The organism is Rhodospirillales bacterium (assembly GCA_016699855.1).
Taxonomy (GTDB): domain Bacteria; phylum Pseudomonadota; class Alphaproteobacteria; order Reyranellales; family Reyranellaceae.
Map to the genome: position 1 here is coordinate 1796245 of CP064988.1, position 16560 is coordinate 1812804.

General features: G+C 72.2%; 17 protein-coding genes. 6 read left to right on the plus strand and 11 right to left on the minus strand.

Annotation, left to right across the window (positions count from 1 at the left end; genetic code table 11):
* Positions 1-3: 3 nt before the first annotated feature.
* Genes IPK81_08400 through IPK81_08430 form a run of 7 tightly spaced genes read right to left on the minus strand, consistent with a single transcriptional unit; the run spans position 4 to position 7283 of the window.
* A complete protein-coding gene (locus IPK81_08400; GenBank protein ID QQS14180.1) occupies positions 4-981 on the minus strand; it encodes a tripartite tricarboxylate transporter substrate binding protein in 978 nt (325 codons plus the stop codon).
* Between the two features lie 47 nt (positions 982-1028).
* Complete coding sequence (locus tag IPK81_08405) at positions 1029-2831, minus strand: acyl-CoA dehydrogenase family protein (GenBank protein ID QQS14181.1); 1803 nt, start codon at positions 2829-2831, stop codon at positions 1029-1031.
* A gap of 28 nt (positions 2832-2859) precedes the next feature.
* A complete protein-coding gene (locus tag IPK81_08410) occupies positions 2860-3594 on the minus strand; it encodes an NAD-dependent deacylase (protein ID QQS14182.1) in 735 nt (244 codons plus the stop codon).
* 52 nt (positions 3595-3646) lie between these two features.
* Positions 3647-4363, minus strand: a complete 717-nt coding sequence (locus IPK81_08415) for a sugar transferase (GenBank protein QQS15013.1) — start codon at positions 4361-4363, stop codon at positions 3647-3649.
* A gap of 33 nt (positions 4364-4396) precedes the next feature.
* A complete protein-coding gene (locus tag IPK81_08420) occupies positions 4397-5323 on the minus strand; it encodes a transketolase (GenBank protein QQS14183.1) in 927 nt (308 codons plus the stop codon).
* Positions 5320-6123, minus strand: a complete 804-nt coding sequence (locus IPK81_08425) for a transketolase (protein ID QQS15014.1) — start codon at positions 6121-6123, stop codon at positions 5320-5322. Before IPK81_08425 ends, IPK81_08420 begins: the two co-directional genes overlap by 4 nt.
* 14 nt (positions 6124-6137) lie before the next feature.
* On the minus strand, positions 6138-7283 hold the full coding sequence (locus IPK81_08430) for a DegT/DnrJ/EryC1/StrS family aminotransferase (protein ID QQS14184.1): 1146 nt from the start codon (positions 7281-7283) through the stop codon (positions 6138-6140).
* A 334-nt stretch (positions 7284-7617) separates the two neighbouring features.
* On the opposite strand from IPK81_08430, the gene IPK81_08435 reads away from it, so the two are divergent.
* Both IPK81_08435 and IPK81_08440 read left to right on the plus strand, forming a co-directional pair.
* Positions 7618-8265, plus strand: a complete 648-nt coding sequence (locus IPK81_08435; protein QQS15015.1) for a class I SAM-dependent methyltransferase — start codon at positions 7618-7620, stop codon at positions 8263-8265.
* 142 nt (positions 8266-8407) lie between these two features.
* Entirely contained in the window at positions 8408-9406 is a 999-nt protein-coding gene (locus IPK81_08440) for a tripartite tricarboxylate transporter substrate binding protein (protein QQS14185.1), read from the plus strand.
* A 16-nt stretch (positions 9407-9422) separates the two neighbouring features.
* Here the strand turns inward: IPK81_08440 and thpR are convergent, their stop codons facing one another.
* Genes thpR through IPK81_08455 form a run of 3 tightly spaced genes read right to left on the minus strand, consistent with a single transcriptional unit; the run spans position 9423 to position 11264 of the window.
* Positions 9423-9968 carry an RNA 2',3'-cyclic phosphodiesterase gene (gene thpR / locus IPK81_08445; protein ID QQS14186.1) on the minus strand — a complete coding sequence of 182 codons (546 nt, stop codon included), beginning with the start codon at positions 9966-9968 and terminating at the stop codon, positions 9423-9425.
* Positions 9969-9987: 19 nt separating this feature from the next.
* On the minus strand, positions 9988-10836 hold the full coding sequence (locus IPK81_08450) for an SDR family oxidoreductase (protein QQS14187.1): 849 nt from the start codon (positions 10834-10836) through the stop codon (positions 9988-9990).
* Positions 10818-11264 carry a flavodoxin domain-containing protein gene (locus tag IPK81_08455; GenBank protein ID QQS14188.1) on the minus strand — a complete coding sequence of 149 codons (447 nt, stop codon included), beginning with the start codon at positions 11262-11264 and terminating at the stop codon, positions 10818-10820. Before IPK81_08455 ends, IPK81_08450 begins: the two co-directional genes overlap by 19 nt.
* Before the next feature lie 176 nt (positions 11265-11440).
* Between IPK81_08455 and IPK81_08460 the strand changes: the two genes are divergently transcribed.
* The 4 genes from IPK81_08460 to pcaF all read left to right on the plus strand — a co-directional run bounded on the left by IPK81_08460 (position 11441) and on the right by pcaF (position 15475).
* Positions 11441-12250, plus strand: coding sequence for a 2-(1,2-epoxy-1,2-dihydrophenyl)acetyl-CoA isomerase (locus IPK81_08460; GenBank protein ID QQS14189.1), 810 nt, complete (start codon positions 11441-11443; stop codon positions 12248-12250).
* Between the two features lie 28 nt (positions 12251-12278).
* On the plus strand, positions 12279-13067 hold the full coding sequence (locus IPK81_08465) for an enoyl-CoA hydratase/isomerase family protein (protein ID QQS14190.1): 789 nt from the start codon (positions 12279-12281) through the stop codon (positions 13065-13067).
* Positions 13068-13179: 112 nt separating this feature from the next.
* Positions 13180-14130: an SMP-30/gluconolactonase/LRE family protein gene (locus IPK81_08470; protein ID QQS14191.1), complete on the plus strand. Its 951-nt coding sequence runs from the start codon at positions 13180-13182 to the stop codon at positions 14128-14130.
* 142 nt (positions 14131-14272) lie between these two features.
* Positions 14273-15475: a 3-oxoadipyl-CoA thiolase gene (gene pcaF / locus IPK81_08475; GenBank protein ID QQS14192.1), complete on the plus strand. Its 1203-nt coding sequence runs from the start codon at positions 14273-14275 to the stop codon at positions 15473-15475.
* 274 nt (positions 15476-15749) lie between these two features.
* Here pcaF and IPK81_08480 read toward each other — a convergent pair whose 3' ends face one another.
* Positions 15750-16529 carry a M48 family metallopeptidase gene (locus IPK81_08480; GenBank protein ID QQS14193.1) on the minus strand — a complete coding sequence of 260 codons (780 nt, stop codon included), beginning with the start codon at positions 16527-16529 and terminating at the stop codon, positions 15750-15752.
* Positions 16530-16560: the final 31 nt, after the last annotated feature.

Consider the following 16560-nt stretch of genomic DNA (forward strand, 5'->3'; position numbering starts at 1 on the left):
CGCCTACTCGGCCTTGATCCCCGCCGCACGGATCACCTCGCCCCATTTCGCGTGCTCGGCGCGGACGTAGGGCACCAGCTCGTCGCCCTTCATCGGCCATGGCTCGACGCCCATCTGCGCGAACTTCGCCTTCAGATCGGCGTCCTCGAGCGACGCGTTGGTCGCCGTCCGCAGCCGCTCGACCGCGTCGGCCGGCGTGCCGGCCGGCGTGAACAGCATCGCCCAAGCGTTGAGCACGACGTCGGGATAGCCGGACTCGGCGAAGGTCGGCACGTCCGGCAGCGTCGGCGAGCGCTTCGCGCCGGTGACCGCGACCGCCTTCAGCTTGCCGGACTGCGCCAGCGCGCGGAGGCTGTCGAAATTGGACACCACCAGCGGGATGTGCCCGGCGATGGCGTCGGCCGCCGCCGGCGCCGCCCCCTTGTACGCCGCCAGCGCGATGTCGATGCCGGCGCGCAGCTTGAACAGCGCCATCGACAGGCTGGGCGAGGTGCTCGCGCCCGACGATCCGTAGTTGATCTTGCCGGGCTCCGCCTTCGCCGCCGCCACCAGCTTCGGGATCGTGTCGTGCGGGAAGGACGGGTTGGCGCAGAGCAGGTTCGGCTGCGCCCCGACCATCGCCACGGCGGTGAAATCCGTGAACGGATCGTACGGCACCTTCAGCGTGTGCGGGTTGATGGCGTGCGAGGAGATGTTGCCGAGCAGCACGGTGTATCCGTCCGGCGCCGAGCGCGCGACGATCTCGGCCGCCAGCGCGCCGCTGGCGCCCGGCCGGTTGTCGGCGACGACCGACTGTCCCAGACGCTCCGACAGCTTGGCCGCGACCAGCCGGCCGACATTGTCCTGCGCGCCGCCCGGCGGGAACGGAATGACCAGCCGCAGCGGCCGCGACGGCCAGGCCTGGGCGCGGACGCCCCCGGCCGCCAGCAGCGGCGCCGCCAGCGCGGCGCCCGCGATCACTCCACGACGACGGATTCCCATGGTCACCCCTCCATTGACGTCGCGGCCGTCGGCCGGCCGCGCGCGGCTCAAGCCGACACCAGAGCGGACGCCGCTTCAAGCGAAACCGGCGCGTCGGCGAGCAGCAGGTCGATCGCCCGCTCCTCCCAGTCGTCGGCGCCCAGCGCGAACGGATCGCCGGGCGTCAGGCGTTGCTCCAGCACCATGCGCGCCAGCAGCAGACGGCGCGCGTCGCCGCCGGCCGCGCCCAGCGCGGCGCCCTCGACCGCCAGCAGCGCCGCGGTGGCGGCGTGGTACAGCGCGCCCGAGGCCTGCCGGCAGCGCCGCTCATGCCGCGGGTCGGCGGCGACGCGGCCTGCGAAATCGACGGCGCGGCCCAGCGCGGCGCCGAGCAGGCCGCGGAACTGCCCCGGCAGGCCGGCCGCGCCGCCCATCATCTCCGCGAGCGCGTCGCGCATCGCCAGATGGCCGTTGGATTTCGCGACGGCGCGGGTGATGACGTCGAGCGCGTTGATGTTGCTGGTGCCCTCCCACAGCGTGCCGATCTGCGCGTCGCGCACGAGGCGGGCGTTGACCCATTCCTCGACGTAGCCGGCGCCGCCGCGCACCTCCAGCGCGTGGGTGGCGACGCCGATGTTGTCGCGGCAGGCGCGGAACTTGAAGACGGGCGTGAGGATGCGCAGCAGGTCGGCGGCGCCCTGCCCCCCGGAATTGGCGCGGTCCATCGTCGCCGCCGACCACAGCGACATCGACAGCGCCTGCTCGGTCGGCACCATGATCTTCATGAGCTGCCGGCGCATCAGCGGGAAGGCGTCGATCGTCGTCCCGAAGGCGCGGCGGTGGCGCGCCACGGTCATCGCCTCGTTGAGGCAGCGGCGCATCATCGCGGCGGCCCGCACGCCGTGCGACAGGCGCGAGAGGTTCACCTGGTTCATCATCTGCTTGAAGCCGTTGGCCAGGTCGCCGACGAGGTACGCCGTGGCGCCCTCGAGCCGGACCTCGCCGGACGCCATCGAGCGCGTGCCGAGCTTGTCCTTCAGCCGCACCACGCGGTAGGCGTTGCGCGAGCCGTCCTCGAGCCGCCGCGGCAGCGCGAACAATCCCAGCCCCTTGGTGCCGGCGGCGGCGCCGCGCGGCCGCGCCAGCATCACGGTCACATCGGCGTCGGCGTGGCTGCAGAACCATTTGTCGCCGAAGATGCGCCAGCGCTCGACGCCGTCGGCGCCGGTTCCGATCCGCTCGGCCTCGGTCTCGATGGCGCCCACGTCCGAGCCGCCGGCCTTCTCGGTCATGAACTGCGCGCCCTTCAGCACCGTCTCCATGTCGGTCGACAGCAGCCGGTCCATCAGCATGCGCTTGAGCGGATCGGACGCGTACTTCTTGAGCGTCAGGTTCGAGGTGTCCGACATGCTGATCGGGCACATCAGCCCGAACTCGGCCTGAACGAACAGGTAGGTGAAGGCGTACTTCACGGTGGCCGGCGCCGGCTCGGGCATGCCGAGCACGCCGGCGCGGTGGCTCATGGCGTGCATGCCGAACTCGCCGAACGCGATCCGCTCCATCTCGCGGTAGGCGGGGTGGTACTCGATCCACTCCTCGTCGCGGCCGAAGCGGTCGCGCGGATGCAGCACCGGCCCGCGCTTGTCGGCGATGTCCGCCAGCTCGTCGAGCCGGCCGCCGGCCAGCGCGCCCATGCGGTCGAAATGCGGCTCCATCCGCGTCCGCCACTCCCGCGGCATGTACAGGCCGAGCAGGTCGCGGAAGCCGCGGTCGGCGCGGAAGAAGTTCATGCCGCGGCAATCCGGGGCGATGTGGTGCGCGCCGAAGGGGCGCGGCGGCTCGGTCGCCAGGCGGCTCGAATCGTCGGGCATGTCGTCTCTCCTCCCCGCGCGCGGCGTCCTAGGACCAGCCGCGCGACAATATCCTCTCGACATAGGCGGGCACGACCTCCGTCGCCGGACCGTACAGCCGCTCCTTGAAGAACGTGTGCCCGTCCGACGGCTCGAGGTTCAGCTCGACCGTGTGGGCGCGCGGCGCGCGCCGGCGGACGTGCTGCACGAAGCCGGCGGCCGGGTATACCGCGCCCGAGGTGCCGATCGACATGAACAGCGCGCAGCGCTCCAGCGCGGCGTGGATCTCGTCCATGTGGAGCGGCATCTCGCCGAACCACACCACGTGCGGCCGCGTCGCGCCCGTGGCACCGCACCGGCCGCACACCGTGTCGACCGACAGCTCGATGTCGAGGTCGCTGACCGCCCCGCACGCCATGCAGCGCACCTGCCCGGCGCGGCCGTGCATGTGCATCACGGAACTCGATCCCGCCGCCTCGTGCAGCAGGTCGATGTTCTGGGTGACGACCACCACCTCGCCCGGCCACTCGCGCTCCAGCCGCGCCAGGGCGGCGTGCGCGGCGTTGGGCCGGATGTTCCCGCCGGCGAACAGGGCGCGGCCGGCATTGTGGAACGCCAGCACCTTGGCGGGATCGCGGTGCCACGCCTCGATGGTCGCGACCTCCTCGAGATCGACCCTGGTCCAGATCCCGTCCTTGTCGCGGAACGTGTCGATCCCCGACTCCTTGGAGATGCCCGCGCCCGTCAGCGCGACGATGGTCGGATGGCCGATGTCCTGGTGCATGCGCTGATCCGCGTTCCCGTCCCGGCGCGATGATAGCGCGCCGGGACGCGCGTCAGACCCCGCCGCCGGGCGGCGGCGCGGCGGGCGGCGGCGCGTCGCGGCGCGCCACGGCCACCAGATCGTCGGGCGCGCCCAGCCGGCGCAGCAGCGCCGACACCATGGCGAGCGCGCGGCGGCGCGAGACGATCGCGACGAAAGTGGTCGCGACCAGCGCCAGATCGACCGCCATCGAGCGGTGCGCGACGTAGAACAATCCCAGCCGGCTCTTCCAAGGCCGGATGAGGGCGTCGTAGGCGGCGTCGACGTCGGCCGCGCCGCGCAGCACCTCGGCCTCGTCGGCGAACACGATGGAGGCGAAGTCGGTGACGCCGGGCTTCACGGCGAACACGCCCATCTCCTCCGGCGTGTAGCGCGGCAGCCACGACGGCACCTGCGGCCGGGGCCCGACCAGGCTCATGTCGCCGGCCAGCACGTTCCAGAGCTGGGTCAGCTCGTCGATCTTGAAGCGCCGCAGGAAGCGCCCGACCGGCGTGACCCGCGGATCGTCGCCCGGGGTCGACGGACCGCCGATGCGGTCTGCGTCCACCACCATGGTGCGGATCTTCACGATCCTGAAGGTCGCGCGACCACCGCGCGCGGCGCGCTCCGCGCGGTAGAGCGGCGCGTGGAGATCGCCGAGCCACACCGCGAGCGTCGCCACCAGCAGGACGGGCGACAGGAGCAGCAGGCCGAGCGCCGCCGCGATCCGGTCGACCGCCGCTTTCGCCAGCTCACCCACGACGGCGCGCCACCGGCGGCGCGGTCACTTGCGCGCCGCGATGTCGCGCGCCGCGGCCATGATGGCGGTCCGCCCCATGCCGTAGACGTCGCGCAGATAGGCCTGGCCGCCGACCGTGGTCGCGAACTCGCCGCGCAGGCCCAGACGCGCGAACGCGCGCGGACGCAGGCCATGCTCGAGACAGTGCTCGGCGACCGCGCCGCCCAGCCCGCCGCTGACGACATGCTCCTCGATCGTCACGAGCCCGCCGGTCTCGGCGCAGGCCGCCGCCAGCCCCGCGCCGTCGACCGGCGTCAGCGTGTGCATCGACAGCACGCGGCAGCGCAGGCCCTCGCCCGCCAGCGCGTCGGCGGCGGCGACCGCGTCGCCGAGGATGCCGCCGCAGGCGACAAGGGTGACGTCGCCGCCGTCGCGCACGCGGCGCGACCGGCCGAGCGCGAACCCCTCGCCGGCGGCGTTGGTGCGCCCGGCCGAGGATTTGTCGAGCCGCAGATAGGCCGGTCCCGGCGCGGCGATCAGCGCGTCGACGGACTCCTCCGCCTCCCACAGATCTCCCGGCGCGACGACGGTCATGCCCGGCAGCGCGCGCAGGATGGCGAGATCCTCGGTCGCGAAATGGCTGAAGCCCAGCGGCCCGTAGGAGAAGCCGCCGCCGATCGCCACCGATTTGACCGCGGCGCCGTGATAGCAGGCGTCGTTGCGCAGCTGCTCGAGGCAGCGCAGCGTCGGGAAGTTGCCGATCGAGTAGGTGAAGACGACGTGGCCTTCGAGCGCCATGCCGGTCGCCACGGCGGCGAGGTTCTGCTCCGCCACGCCGACGTTGAGGTACTGCCGCGGCAGCGCCTCGGCGAAGCGCGTCAGCACGCCGAAGCCGAGATCGGCCGTGATCAGCATGATCCGCGGATCTGCCGTGGCGCGCTCCAGCAGGCGGGCGACGAAGGCGTCCCTCATGGAGCCGCCGCCGTCAGCTCGGCCAACGCCGCGTCGTACTCGGCGTCGCGCGGCGTGCGGTAGTGCCACAGCACGGAGTTCTCCATGAAGGAGACGCCCCTGCCCTTCACCGTGTGCGCGATCACGACGACGGGCCGGTCGCGCGACGCGCCGAAAGCGGCGCGCAGCGCGTCGTGGTCGTGGCCGTCGACCTCGCGCGCCTCCCAGCCGAAGCTGCGCCACTTGTCGGCGAACGGCTCCAGCCGCAGCGTGTCGGCGACCGGCGCCAGGCTCTGGATCTTGTTGTAGTCGACGACCGCCACGAGGTTGTCGAGCCGGTGGTGGGCCGCGAACATCGCCGCCTCCCAGTTCGAGCCCTCGTCGCATTCGCCGTCGCTCAACAGGCAGAAGACCCGGTGCGTCTTGCCCGCGAGCTTCGCCGCGTAGGCCATGCCGCCGCATACCGGCAGCCCGTGGCCCAGCGAGCCGGTCGACAATTCCACGCCGGGCACGCCCTTGTGCGAGACATGGCCGCTCAGCCGCGAGCCGTCGGCGCAATGGGTGTCGAGCCACTCGACCGGGAAGAAGCCGCGCTCCGCCAGCGCCGCGTAGACGCCGGCGCCGGCGTGGCCCTTCGACAGCACGAAGCGGTCGCGGTCCGGCCAATCCGGCCGCGCCGGATCGACGCGCAGGACGGCGCCATAGAGCACCGCCAGAACGTCGGCCTCGGAGAAGATCGAGCCGATATGCGAGGAGCCGCCGCGGTTGACCATGCGCAGCGCGTGCACCCGGATACGGCGCGCGAGCGCCCGCGTGTCGATCGCGCCCGGCGGGTTCACGCCGGACGCCCGAAGAAGCGCCGGACGCTGGCGCCGACGTGGTCGACGTCGTCGTCCGACAGGAGGTGGTTCATCGGCAGCAGCAGGCAGCGACGGAAGAACGCGTCGGCGCGCGGCGGCGTCTGCGTGAATCCGAGTCCGCGGAACTGGTGGATCGCGGTGCCGCCCCATTGCAGGATCGTGCCGATGCCGTCCTCGGCGAGATGCGCGCGCAGCGCGTCGCGGCGGCGTGTCTCGATCTCGTAGTTCTGGAACACGTCGAACCGCTCGGGATCGGCGCCGGGCGCCGCCGGACGCGCGACCTCCTCGATATCCGCCAAGGCGGAATCGTAGCGCGCCGCGATCGCGCGGCGGCGCGCGATGTCGGCGTCGTAGTGGCGCGTCAATTTGTAGGCCAGGATCGCGGCGTGGATGTTGTCGATGCGGCTGTTGGTGCCCCACACCGTCGTGTCCGCCGGAATCACCTTGTCGACGCCGGAGCCGTGGTTGCGCATGGCGCGCACGCCGGCGGCGATTTCGTCGTCGTCGGTCACCAGCGCGCCGGCGTCGCCGAACCCGCCCAGGGTCTTCGATGGATAGAAGCTGAACGCGCCCCATGCGCCGAAGGTGCCGGCCTGCCGTCCCTTGTAGGTCGCGCCGAGCGCCTGCGCGGAATCCTCGACCAGCGCCAGGCCGTGGCGCCGCGCCACGTCGCCCAACGCGTCCATGTCGGCCGTCGTGCCGTTGACCTGCACCGGCATGAGGGCGCGGGTGCGCGGCGTGATCGCGGCCTCGGTCGCGGCGGCGTCCATCAAGTTGCGCGCGTCGATGTCGACGGGCACCGGCGTGGCGCCGGCGTATACGACGGCCTGCGCCGTGGCGAGGAAGGTATGCGACGGGATCAGCACCTCGTCGCCCGGCCCGATGCCGAGCGCGCGCAGGCCGAGGCTCATGGCGTTGGTGCAGTCGGCCAGCGCCACGGCGTGCCTGGAACCGGTGACGCCGCGCAGCGCGGTCTCGAACTCCTCGACGTCGCGCTGGAGGATGAAGCCGCCGCGGTCGGCGGTCTCCGCGAAGATGCGCACGTAGTCGTCGCGGTGCTCGCGGAACAGCGCCGCCCAGTCGAAAAACGGCACCTTGCGGACGGGTCGCGGCACGGCCATGTCGGCTCTGGCGTTCCTCTGGCGCCGCGCGAATCGCGGCCGGCGCTATCGCGCGACGCATAGCCCAAAGCCCGTCCGCTGACAACGCGGCGCCCCCTCGCCATGCCGCATGGCGCGTTCCGCGCCCGCCGGACGCGGCGGAATGCTATGATCGCCGTCGACGGCCCGCGGCGCGGGCGCGGAACGGGAGGCGCTGGTGGCGCGCAGGATCGGAGCGGCGGGGAAGGCGAAGGCGGTCGCGGTGCAGGGCGGCTTGCGCACCGAGGCGGAGCGCGTCGAGGGCGCGCGCTACCGCGCCTGCTTCGAGCGCCATCCCGGCACCTGGGAAAGCAAGATGGACAACTTCCCGAAGTATGTCCGCCGCCAGGCCATGACGCGGTTCCTCGCGCTCTACGAGCTGTTCAAGCTGGTCCAGAACGTCAAGGGATCGGTGGTCGAGTGCGGCGTGCACGAGGGATTCGGCCTGATGACCTGGGCGCGCCTGACCGCGATCCTCGAGCCGGTGAACCTGACGCGGCGCATCTACGGTTTCGACACCTTCGCCGGCTTCCCGTCGGTGGCGGCCAAGGACCGCTCCTCCGTCGGCGCCGCGGTCAGAAAGGGCGCGCTGCGCGCCGACAGCCGCGACGAGCTGCTCGAGCTGTCGGCCATCAACGATTCGACCCGCTTCCTCGGGCACGTGCCGAAGGTCGAGCTGGTGAAGGGCGACGCGACGAGGACGATCCCCGCCTTCATCAAGTCGCATCCGCACCTGCTCGTCAGCCTGCTGTACCTCGACTTCGACCTCCACGCGCCCACCAAGGCGGCGCTCGACCATTTCCTGCCGCGCATGCCCAAGGGCGCGGTGATCGCGTTCGACGAGCTCGACAATCCGCTGTGGCCGGGCGAGACGCTGGCCTGCGTCGAGCTGATGCGCAAAAGACCCTTGAGGATCGAGCGCTTCCCGTTCGATCCGTTCATCGGCTTCGCGCGCCTGGACTGACGGCCGGACGGCCGCGCGCCTCCGCCGGCCGCATGGCCGCGTCGCGCGAGGCGACCGGCCGGGCGCTGGACCGAACCCGGCCCGCATGGTGAATTCCGCACGCGTCGACCGCACCGGCGGCGCGGCCGTTGGGGATCACGCCATGACCGAATTTTTCCTGCCGCGCCGTCGGGCGCTGATCGCCGGCGGCGCCGGCCTGCTGGCCGCGCCGGCCATCGTCCGCGGGGCGTTCGGACAGGGCGCCTATCCGTCGAAGCCCGTGCGCCTGATCGTGGCCTTCGCGCCCGGCGGCACCACGGACCTGCTCGCGCGCCTCGTCGCCAACCATCTGCAGGCGACGATGGGCCAGCAATTCGTGGTCGAGAACCGCACCGGCGCCGGCGGCAACATCGGCGCCGACATCGTCGCCAAGGCGGCGCCCGACGGCTACACGCTGCTGTTCGGCACGGTCGGCTCGGCCGTGACCAACCAGTTCCTCTACAAGAGCATGCCGCACGACTCCAAGACCGCCTTCGCGCCTGTGGCGCTGGTCGGCGAGGTCGCCAACGTGCTGGCCGTGCATCCCGACGTGCCCGCCAGATCGGTGAAGGAGTTCATCGAGCTGGCGAAGGCCAAGGGCGGACAGCTCAACTACGGCTCGCCCGCCGTCGGCGGCACCGGCCACCTCGCCATGGAGCTGTTCAAGGTCGAGACCGGCATCAAGGTCGAGCACATCGTCTACAAGGGCAGCTCGCTGGTGATCCAGGATCTGCTGCCCGGCCGCGTGCAGTGCACGATCGACAACCTGCCGCCCTACCTGCCGCACATCCGCAGCGGCGCGCTGCGGGCGCTGGCGGTGACCTCGTCGAAGCGCTGGTTCTCGCTGCCCGACACCCCGACCATCGCCGAGTCGGGCGTGCCCGGCTACGAGGCCGCGCCGTGGTGGTACGTCGCGGCGCCGGCCGGCACGCCGGCCGACATCGTCAAGAAGCTCAGCGACGAGATCGTGCGCGGCGTGAAGTCGGCGGACATGGACAAGCGCATCCGCGACGCCGGCGCCGCGCCGCTGCCGGGCACCCACGAGGAGCTGGCCAGGCACATCGCGTCGGAGACCGTGAAGTGGAAGAAGGTGGTCGACGCGGCCGGCCTGAAGCCGGAGTGAGCGCCGCCCGCGCCGGTCAGTAGCCCAGCGGATACTCCGCCTCCAGCGTGTACTCGGCCCCGTCGGGCCGCGTGACGCTGGAGTAGAGGCCGAAGCGGTCGACCTCGAACGGCCCGATCCGCAGCAGATTGTTCGACGCCACGAATTGCGCGATGTGGTGGCCCATCTCGGCGCGCCGGTCGAACCGCGCCAGCGTGACGTGGGGCCGGAAACGGCGGCGCTCCAGCCGCACGCCCTCGCCGCGCAGCGCTGACACCACCCGCGTGCGCAACAGCGTCAGCGCCTCGTTCGCGGCGACGGCGGCGTAGAGCGCGCGCGGCGCCGCGCCGTCGACGAAATGATCGACGCCGGCGATCTCGAGATCCAGCACCGGCCCCTCGACCGGCGCCAGCGCGTCGGCGATGTCAGCGGCGAGGTTGGAATCGACCTCGCCGACGAAGGCCAGCGTGACGTGAAAATTCTCCGACGGCACCCAGTTCGCGTCCGGCACGCCGCCCTGCAGCGCCGACAGCGCGTCGGCGATGTCGTCGGGGATCGGCAGCGCGACGAACAGACGGGGCATGGCGCGGGGCCGGCGTGGCTCAGACGCTGCCGCCGCCGTCGACCGGCAGGACCGCGCCGGTGATGAAGGCCGATTCGTCCGACGCCAGGAACACCGCGGCCTCCGCCGCGTCGGACGCGCGGCCCGCGCGGCCCAGCGGCGTGCCGCCCGCGAACCGGACCGGCGGGACCACCGCCGCGCCCGCCTCCGCCGCGCCTATGGGCGCCGGCATGGACGTCGCCATCGGCATCGCCTCGGCCGCCTCCGCACACAGCGCGTTGAACCTCAGGCCTTTGGGTCCGTACTCGACCGCCAGCGCCTTCACGGCGGCGATGGCGGCGGCCGACGCCGCCGCGGGCCACACGAACCCCGCTCGCGGGCGCAGCCCGGCGCTCGAGGCGAGCACGATCATCACGCCGCCGCCCGCCGCCTCCCATGCCGGGACGCAGGCGCGCACCGCGTGGCGCAGCCCGCGGAGTCCGGCCGTCAACAATCTATCCAGCTCATCGTCGGACACGTCTACGGCGGCCCGGCCCCACGCCGCCGCGCCGTCGCCAAGGACGAACACGTCCATGCGGCCGAATTCGCGACCCGCCGCGGCGACCAGCGCGCGGGCGCCGGCCGCGCTCGTCACGTCGCCCGCGACGTGGACGGCGCGACCGCCGCTCTCGACGATCGCCGCCGCGACCACCGCGCCGGCCGCCGCGTCGGCCACCACCACGGCGGCGCCCTCCGCCGCGAAGCGCCGCGCGATCGCCGCGCCGATCCCGCGCCCCGCGCCGGCGACCACCGCGACCTTGCCATTGAGACGCATCGAGGGCTCCGATCGACTAGATCCCCGCGCCGCCGGCGCGGGACCACCGGAACGACCTATACCAGCTTCACCCACTCCTTCACCCAGGCGAGCGCCTCCTCGTCGGGCAGGGGCTGCTCGGAGGCGTCGACCTCCAGCCGCTCGCCCAGCCGCTTCGCGCCCAGCCCGCCGAGCACGGCGTCCATCTGCTTGCCGCCGCCGCAGAACGTGTCCTGGTAGGTCATGTCGCCCAGCGCGATGACGCCGTAGCGTTTGGCCGACAGGTCGGGCCTGGCCTGCGACAGCGCGGTGTGCAGCGGCAGCATGTTGCTGGGGATGTCGCCCGACCCGTGCGTGGCGCACACCACCAGCAGCGTGTCGTGCGGCTCGAGATCGGCGGGCGCCACCGCCTTGTCGGTGACCACGACCGCGTGGCCGGCGGCGGCCAGCGGATCGCGCACCGCCTCCGCCACCATCTGGGCGTTGCCGGATTCGGTGCCGATCAGGATCAGGATGTTGGACATGGCCCACAGCGTCGTTTCAATTCGGTATCGCGATGCTGAATTAACCGACGGGCGCGCCCCGCGCAAGCGGCATTCGACGGCGGGATGCCCGCGTTCCGCGCAGCGCTTCCGCCTCTGAACGCCGGTTTACCCCGTCCGCGAACGCGTGCCACAGTGCGCGCCGGATTGGAGAGACCATGACCGAGACACCCGTCATCGTCGATGTCGCCGACGGCGTCATGACGATCACCCTGAACCGGCCGGCCCGGCTCAACGCCATGAACGGTGACCTGATGGCCGGGCTCGCGGCCGCCTTCGACCGCGCCCGCGACGACGCAGCCGTGCGCTGCGTGCTGATCACCGGCACCGGCCGCGCCTTCTGCGCCGGCGCCGATCTGGCCGGCGGTGGATCGAGCGGCGGGCTGGGCGACTCCGACGCCGGCGGCCGGCCCGACGTCGGCGCCGTGATGGACAAGGTCTACAACCCGGTGATGCGGCGCATCCGCGCCCTGCCCAAGCCGGTGATCGCGGCCGTCAACGGCGTGGCGGCCGGCGGCGGCGCGAACCTGGCGCTGGCCTGCGACATCGTGCTGGCGGCGCGCTCGGCGCGCTTCGACCAGGCGTTCGTGCGCATCTCGCTGATGCCCGATCTCGGCGGCACGTATTTCCTGCCCAAGAACGTCGGCGACGCCCGCGCCCGGGCGCTGGCGATGCTCGGCGCGTCGGTGCCGGCGGAACAGGCCGAGCGCATGGGCATGGTTTGGCAGGTGGTCGACGACGACGCGCTGCCCGCCGAGGCGCAGAAGCTGGCGAAGCGCATGGCGGCGGGGCCGACGCTGTCCTACGCCGCGATCAAGAACGCCATGAACAAGGCGGCCACCAATTCGCTCGACCAGCAGCTCGACCTCGAGCGCGACTCGCAGAGCGCGCTGGGCCGCAGCGCCGACTTCAAGGAGGGGGTCGCCGCCTTCCTCGCCAAACGGCCGGCCAATTTCACCGGCGCCTGAGCGCGCCGAATTCCATCCGGAGCGGGACATGACCTACGCCACCATCAAGCTCGAGACCGTCGACGGCCTCGCCACCCTCACCCTGAACGCGCCGGAGAAGCTCAACGCCGTCTCGCGCGCGATGATCCGCGAGATCAAGGACGCGTGGGAATCGATCGCCGCCGACGACAAGGTCCGCGCCGTGCTGCTGACCGGCGCCGGCCGCGGCTTCTGCGCCGGCGCCGACCTCAGCGATCCGGCGCGCGAGGGCGGCCCGACGGCCGATTCCGGCTCGGCGCTGGAGCAGTTCTTCAACCCCGTCATCCGCCAGATGCGCGCCGTGCCCAAGCCGATCGTCGCCGCCGTCAACGGCGTCGCCGCCGGCGTCGGCATGAGCTTCGCCATCGCCAGCGACATCGCGATCGCCGGCAAGTCGGCCAGCTTCCTGCAGGCCTTCGCGCGCATCGGGCTGCTGCCGGACGGCGGCAGCACCTGGTTCCTGCCGCGCCTGATCGGCGACCAGCGGGCCCGCGCCATGGCGATGCTGGCGCCGCAGATCTCCGCCGAGAAGGCGCGCGACTGGGGCCTGATCTGGGACGTGGTCGAGGATGCCGAGCTGATCCCGGCGGCGACGGCCATCGCGCGCAAGCTGGCCGACGGTCCGACCCTGGCGCTGGGCCGCATCAAGACCGCGCTGAACCTGGCCAACGGCAACGACCTGTCGGCCCAGCTCGACGTCGAGCGCGACTTCCAGAGCGCGCTGGGCCGCAGCGCCGATTTCAAGGAGGGCGTCGCCGCCTTCCTCGCCAAGCGCCCGGCGAAATTCGCAGGCAAGTGAGCCCGGCTGACGAATAGATCCATCCCGTCACTCCGAGCGCGGCGAGGAATCTTTCCGCCGCTGAAAGATTCCTCGCCGCGCTCGAAATGACGAAACAATCGGGAGAGAGACGATGCAAACCAACACGCTGACGCCCAGGATCAAAGAGCTGGCCTCCGGCCTGCAATTCCCCGAGGGCCCGATCGCCATGCCCGACGGCTCGGTCATCCTGGTCGAGATCCGCCGCAAGACGCTGACCCGCGTCGGCGCCGACGGCAAGGTGTCGGTGATCGCCGAGCTGGGCGGCGGACCCAACGGCGCGGCGATGGGGCCGAACGGCAAGATCTACGTCACCAACAACGGCGGCTTCGACTGGATCACGCTGCCCGACGGCCGCATGTTCCCCGGCACGCAGCCCGCCGACTACAAGGGCGGCTATATCCAGGTCGTCGATCCCGCGACCGGCAAGTTCGAGACGCTCTATGATTCCTGCGACGGCCGGAAGCTGAACGGCCCCAACGACCTGGTGTTCGACGACGACGGCGGCTTCTGGTTCACCGACCTCGGCAAGACCCGCGCGCGCGACAACGACCGCGGCGCCGTCTACTACGCCAAGGCCGACGGATCGAAGATCGAGGAGAAGATCTTCCCGCTGGAGCGGCCCAACGGCTGCGGCCTGTCGCCGGACTGCAAGTGGCTCTACGTGGTCGAGACGCCGACCGCGCGCTGCTGGGGCTTCGAGCTATCGGGCCCGGGCGAGATCAAATCGGCCAACGGCCCCTACCGCGGCGAGAAGGGCCGCGTCGTGGCCGGTCTGGGCGGCTACCAGATGTTCGACTCGCTGGCCGTCGACTCGACGGGCCACATCTGCGTCGCCACCCTGATCACCGGCGCGGTGTCCGACATCTGGCCGGACGGCAGCCGCGTCGACCAGTACAAGCTGCCCGATCCGATGGTCACCAACGTCTGCTTCGGCGGCGAGGGACTGCGCACCGCCTACGCCACGCTGTCGATCACCGGCAAGCTGGTGTCGTTCGAGTGGCCGCGGGCGGGCCACGGGCTGAAGCATCTCAACCGGCCGTAGCGCCGCGTTCCGCTCCGCGGGCCGCCGCATGGCGCGCCTGCGCGGCGGGCGGGGCTGCCCCTTCGACTCCCCGCCGCCGCGGTGCTAGGCAGACTCCGACCGAGGACGCGGTGAACCCGCGTCCGCAACGACGGAGCCGACCATGACCGAAGCCCTCATCTGCGACGCCGCGCGCACGCCGGTCGGACGCTACAACGGCGCGCTGGCGCCGGTGCGCGTCGACGACCTCGGCGCGGTGCCGATCAAGGCGCTGATGGAGCGCAACAAGGGCGTCGACTGGGGCTCGGTCGACGACGTGATCTACGGCTGCGTCAACCAGGCCGGCGAGGACAACCGCAACGTCGCGCGCATGTCCGGCCTGCTGGCCGGGCTGCCGGTCGAGGTCGCCGGCGCCACCGTCAACCGCCTGTGCGGCTCGGGCATCGAGGCCACCGCGATGGCCGCCCGCGCCATCCGCACCGGCGACGCGCACCTGATGATCGCCGGCGGCGTCGAGGGCATGACCCGCTCGCCCTACGTCATGGGCAAGCCCGAGGCCGGCTTCGACCGCAACATGAAGCTGGAGGACACCGTGCTGGGCTGGCGCTTCGTCAACCCGGCGATGAAGTCGCGCTACGGCATCGACCCGATGGGCCAGACCGCCGAGAACGTGGCCCAGGAGCACCAGATCAGCCGCGTCGACCAGGACGCCTTCGCCTACCGCAGCCAGCAGCGCTGCAAGAAGGCGATGGACCGCGGCTTCTTCGCCAAGGAGATCGTCCCGGTCACCGTCCGCAAGGGCAAGACCGAGAGCGTCGCCAGCGTCGACGAGCACCCGCGCGGCGACACCACGATGGAGCAGCTCTCGAAGCTGCCGGCGGCGTTCCGCGACGGCGGCTCGGTCACCGCCGGCAACTCCTCGGGCATCAACGACGGCGCCGGCGCGATGATCGTCGCGTCGGAGAAGGCCGCGCGCGAGAACGGCCTGACGCCGCGCGCGCGCATCCTCGCCACCGCGTCGGCCGGCGTGCCGCCGCGCGTCATGGGCATCGGTCCGGTGCCGGCGACCCGCAAGCTGCTCGACCGGCTGGGCATGAGGATCGGCGATTTCGACTTCATCGAGCTCAACGAGGCGTTCGCCGCCCAGGGTCTCGCCGTGATGCGCCAGCTCGGCCTGCCGGACGACGCCGAGCACGTGAACCCCAACGGCGGCGCCATCGCGCTCGGCCATCCGCTGGGCGCCAGCGGCGTTCGCCTGATCATGACGGCGCTGAACCAGCTCGAGACCACCGGCGCCAAGCGCGCCCTGTGCACGATGTGCATCGGCGTCGGCCAGGGCGTCGCCATCGCCATCGAGCGCGTCTGACGCGCGGCGGGTCTCGCCTCTCAGGATCGGAAAGGGCGCCGCGAGGCGCCCTTTTTCGTTCGACGGCCGCGCAAGCCGCGGCGCGTCGACGCTTCGCCGAATGGGGCGCGCGACATGGCTTCCGTCATCCCGAGCGGAGCGCCGAAGGCGCGCAGTCGAGGGACCTTGTCCGTTCCGCGGGCGCGCAAAGATCCCTCGACTACGGCGCTACGCGCCTCCGCTCGGGATGACGACATCGAGCGCGGCGGCCATTCCTCGTCGGACGGACACGCCCTCACCCGTAGCGCATCAACGTCTCGCCGTGGCGGCGCAGCCACGCCTTGCACGCGGCCATGTCGCCGTCGGTGAGGCGCTCCGCCGTGGCCCAGAAGCGAGGGCCGTGGTTGCGGTAGGCGAGATGGGCGACCTCGTGCGCGGCGAGGTAGTCGAGGATCTCCGGCGGCGCGAACACAAGCCGCGTCGAGAAGCTCATGTCGCCGTCGCGCGCGCAGCTTCCCCATTGCGTGGCCGTGTCGCGGATCGTCAGCCGGCCGGCGCGCCGTTCGATCAGCGCCGCCTTGTCGTCGACCAGCGGCCGCATCCGCTCCGACAGGCGCGCGCCGAACCAGTCCCACAAGCGCCGCGGCAGATGCTCGGGGCGGCCGGCGACGTGCAGTTCGCCGTCCTCGATCCAGACCGTGCCCCGGGCGTCGGCGCGGTGGCGGACCACGTGCGGCGTGCCGAACAGCGGCAGCGCGACGCCGTCGGCGAACGGCACGCGGTCGGGCAGACGCCGCGTCCGCGCCGCGATCCAGCCGGCGTTGGCGCGGGCGAAGTCGATGGCGCGTTCCTTCGCCATCCGGTCCGGCACGACCAGCCGGATCGCGCCGCCGCGCGGATCGACGCGCATGGAGACGCGGCGCGCGCGCGCGCTGCGCCGCAGCCAGATGGTCAGGACGGCGCCGGCGTGCTCGATCTCGACCGGCACCGGTTCCGCCGGCGATGGCGGCGCGGCCGCCGCCGGCCTGGCGCGGCCGCGCAGTCCCGCCAGCGCGCGGAAGAGGGGGAATTCCATGTCGTCGCTTCCCTTTGGCGGCGATCATTGT

Bases quoted from the DNA above. Each gene is read 5' to 3' on its own strand.
- IPK81_08400 (QQS14180.1), bottom strand. From the start codon at position 981: ATGGGAATCCGTCGTCGTGGAGTGATCGCGGGCGCCGCGCTGGCGGCG.
- IPK81_08405 (QQS14181.1), bottom strand. From the start codon at position 2,831: ATGCCCGACGATTCGAGCCGCCTGGCGACCGAGCCGCCGCGCCCCTTC.
- IPK81_08410 (QQS14182.1), bottom strand. From the start codon at position 3,594: ATGCACCAGGACATCGGCCATCCGACCATCGTCGCGCTGACGGGCGCG.
- IPK81_08420 (QQS14183.1), bottom strand. From the start codon at position 5,323: ATGAGGGACGCCTTCGTCGCCCGCCTGCTGGAGCGCGCCACGGCAGAT.
- IPK81_08430 (QQS14184.1), bottom strand. From the start codon at position 7,283: ATGGCCGTGCCGCGACCCGTCCGCAAGGTGCCGTTTTTCGACTGGGCG.
- IPK81_08435 (QQS15015.1), top strand. From the start codon at position 7,618: ATGGACAACTTCCCGAAGTATGTCCGCCGCCAGGCCATGACGCGGTTC.
- IPK81_08440 (QQS14185.1), top strand. From the start codon at position 8,408: ATGACCGAATTTTTCCTGCCGCGCCGTCGGGCGCTGATCGCCGGCGGC.
- thpR (QQS14186.1), bottom strand. From the start codon at position 9,968: ATGCCCCGTCTGTTCGTCGCGCTGCCGATCCCCGACGACATCGCCGAC.
- IPK81_08455 (QQS14188.1), bottom strand. From the start codon at position 11,264: ATGTCCAACATCCTGATCCTGATCGGCACCGAATCCGGCAACGCCCAG.
- IPK81_08460 (QQS14189.1), top strand. From the start codon at position 11,441: ATGACCGAGACACCCGTCATCGTCGATGTCGCCGACGGCGTCATGACG.
- IPK81_08465 (QQS14190.1), top strand. From the start codon at position 12,279: ATGACCTACGCCACCATCAAGCTCGAGACCGTCGACGGCCTCGCCACC.
- IPK81_08470 (QQS14191.1), top strand. From the start codon at position 13,180: ATGCAAACCAACACGCTGACGCCCAGGATCAAAGAGCTGGCCTCCGGC.
- pcaF (QQS14192.1), top strand. From the start codon at position 14,273: ATGACCGAAGCCCTCATCTGCGACGCCGCGCGCACGCCGGTCGGACGC.
- IPK81_08480 (QQS14193.1), bottom strand. From the start codon at position 16,529: ATGGAATTCCCCCTCTTCCGCGCGCTGGCGGGACTGCGCGGCCGCGCC.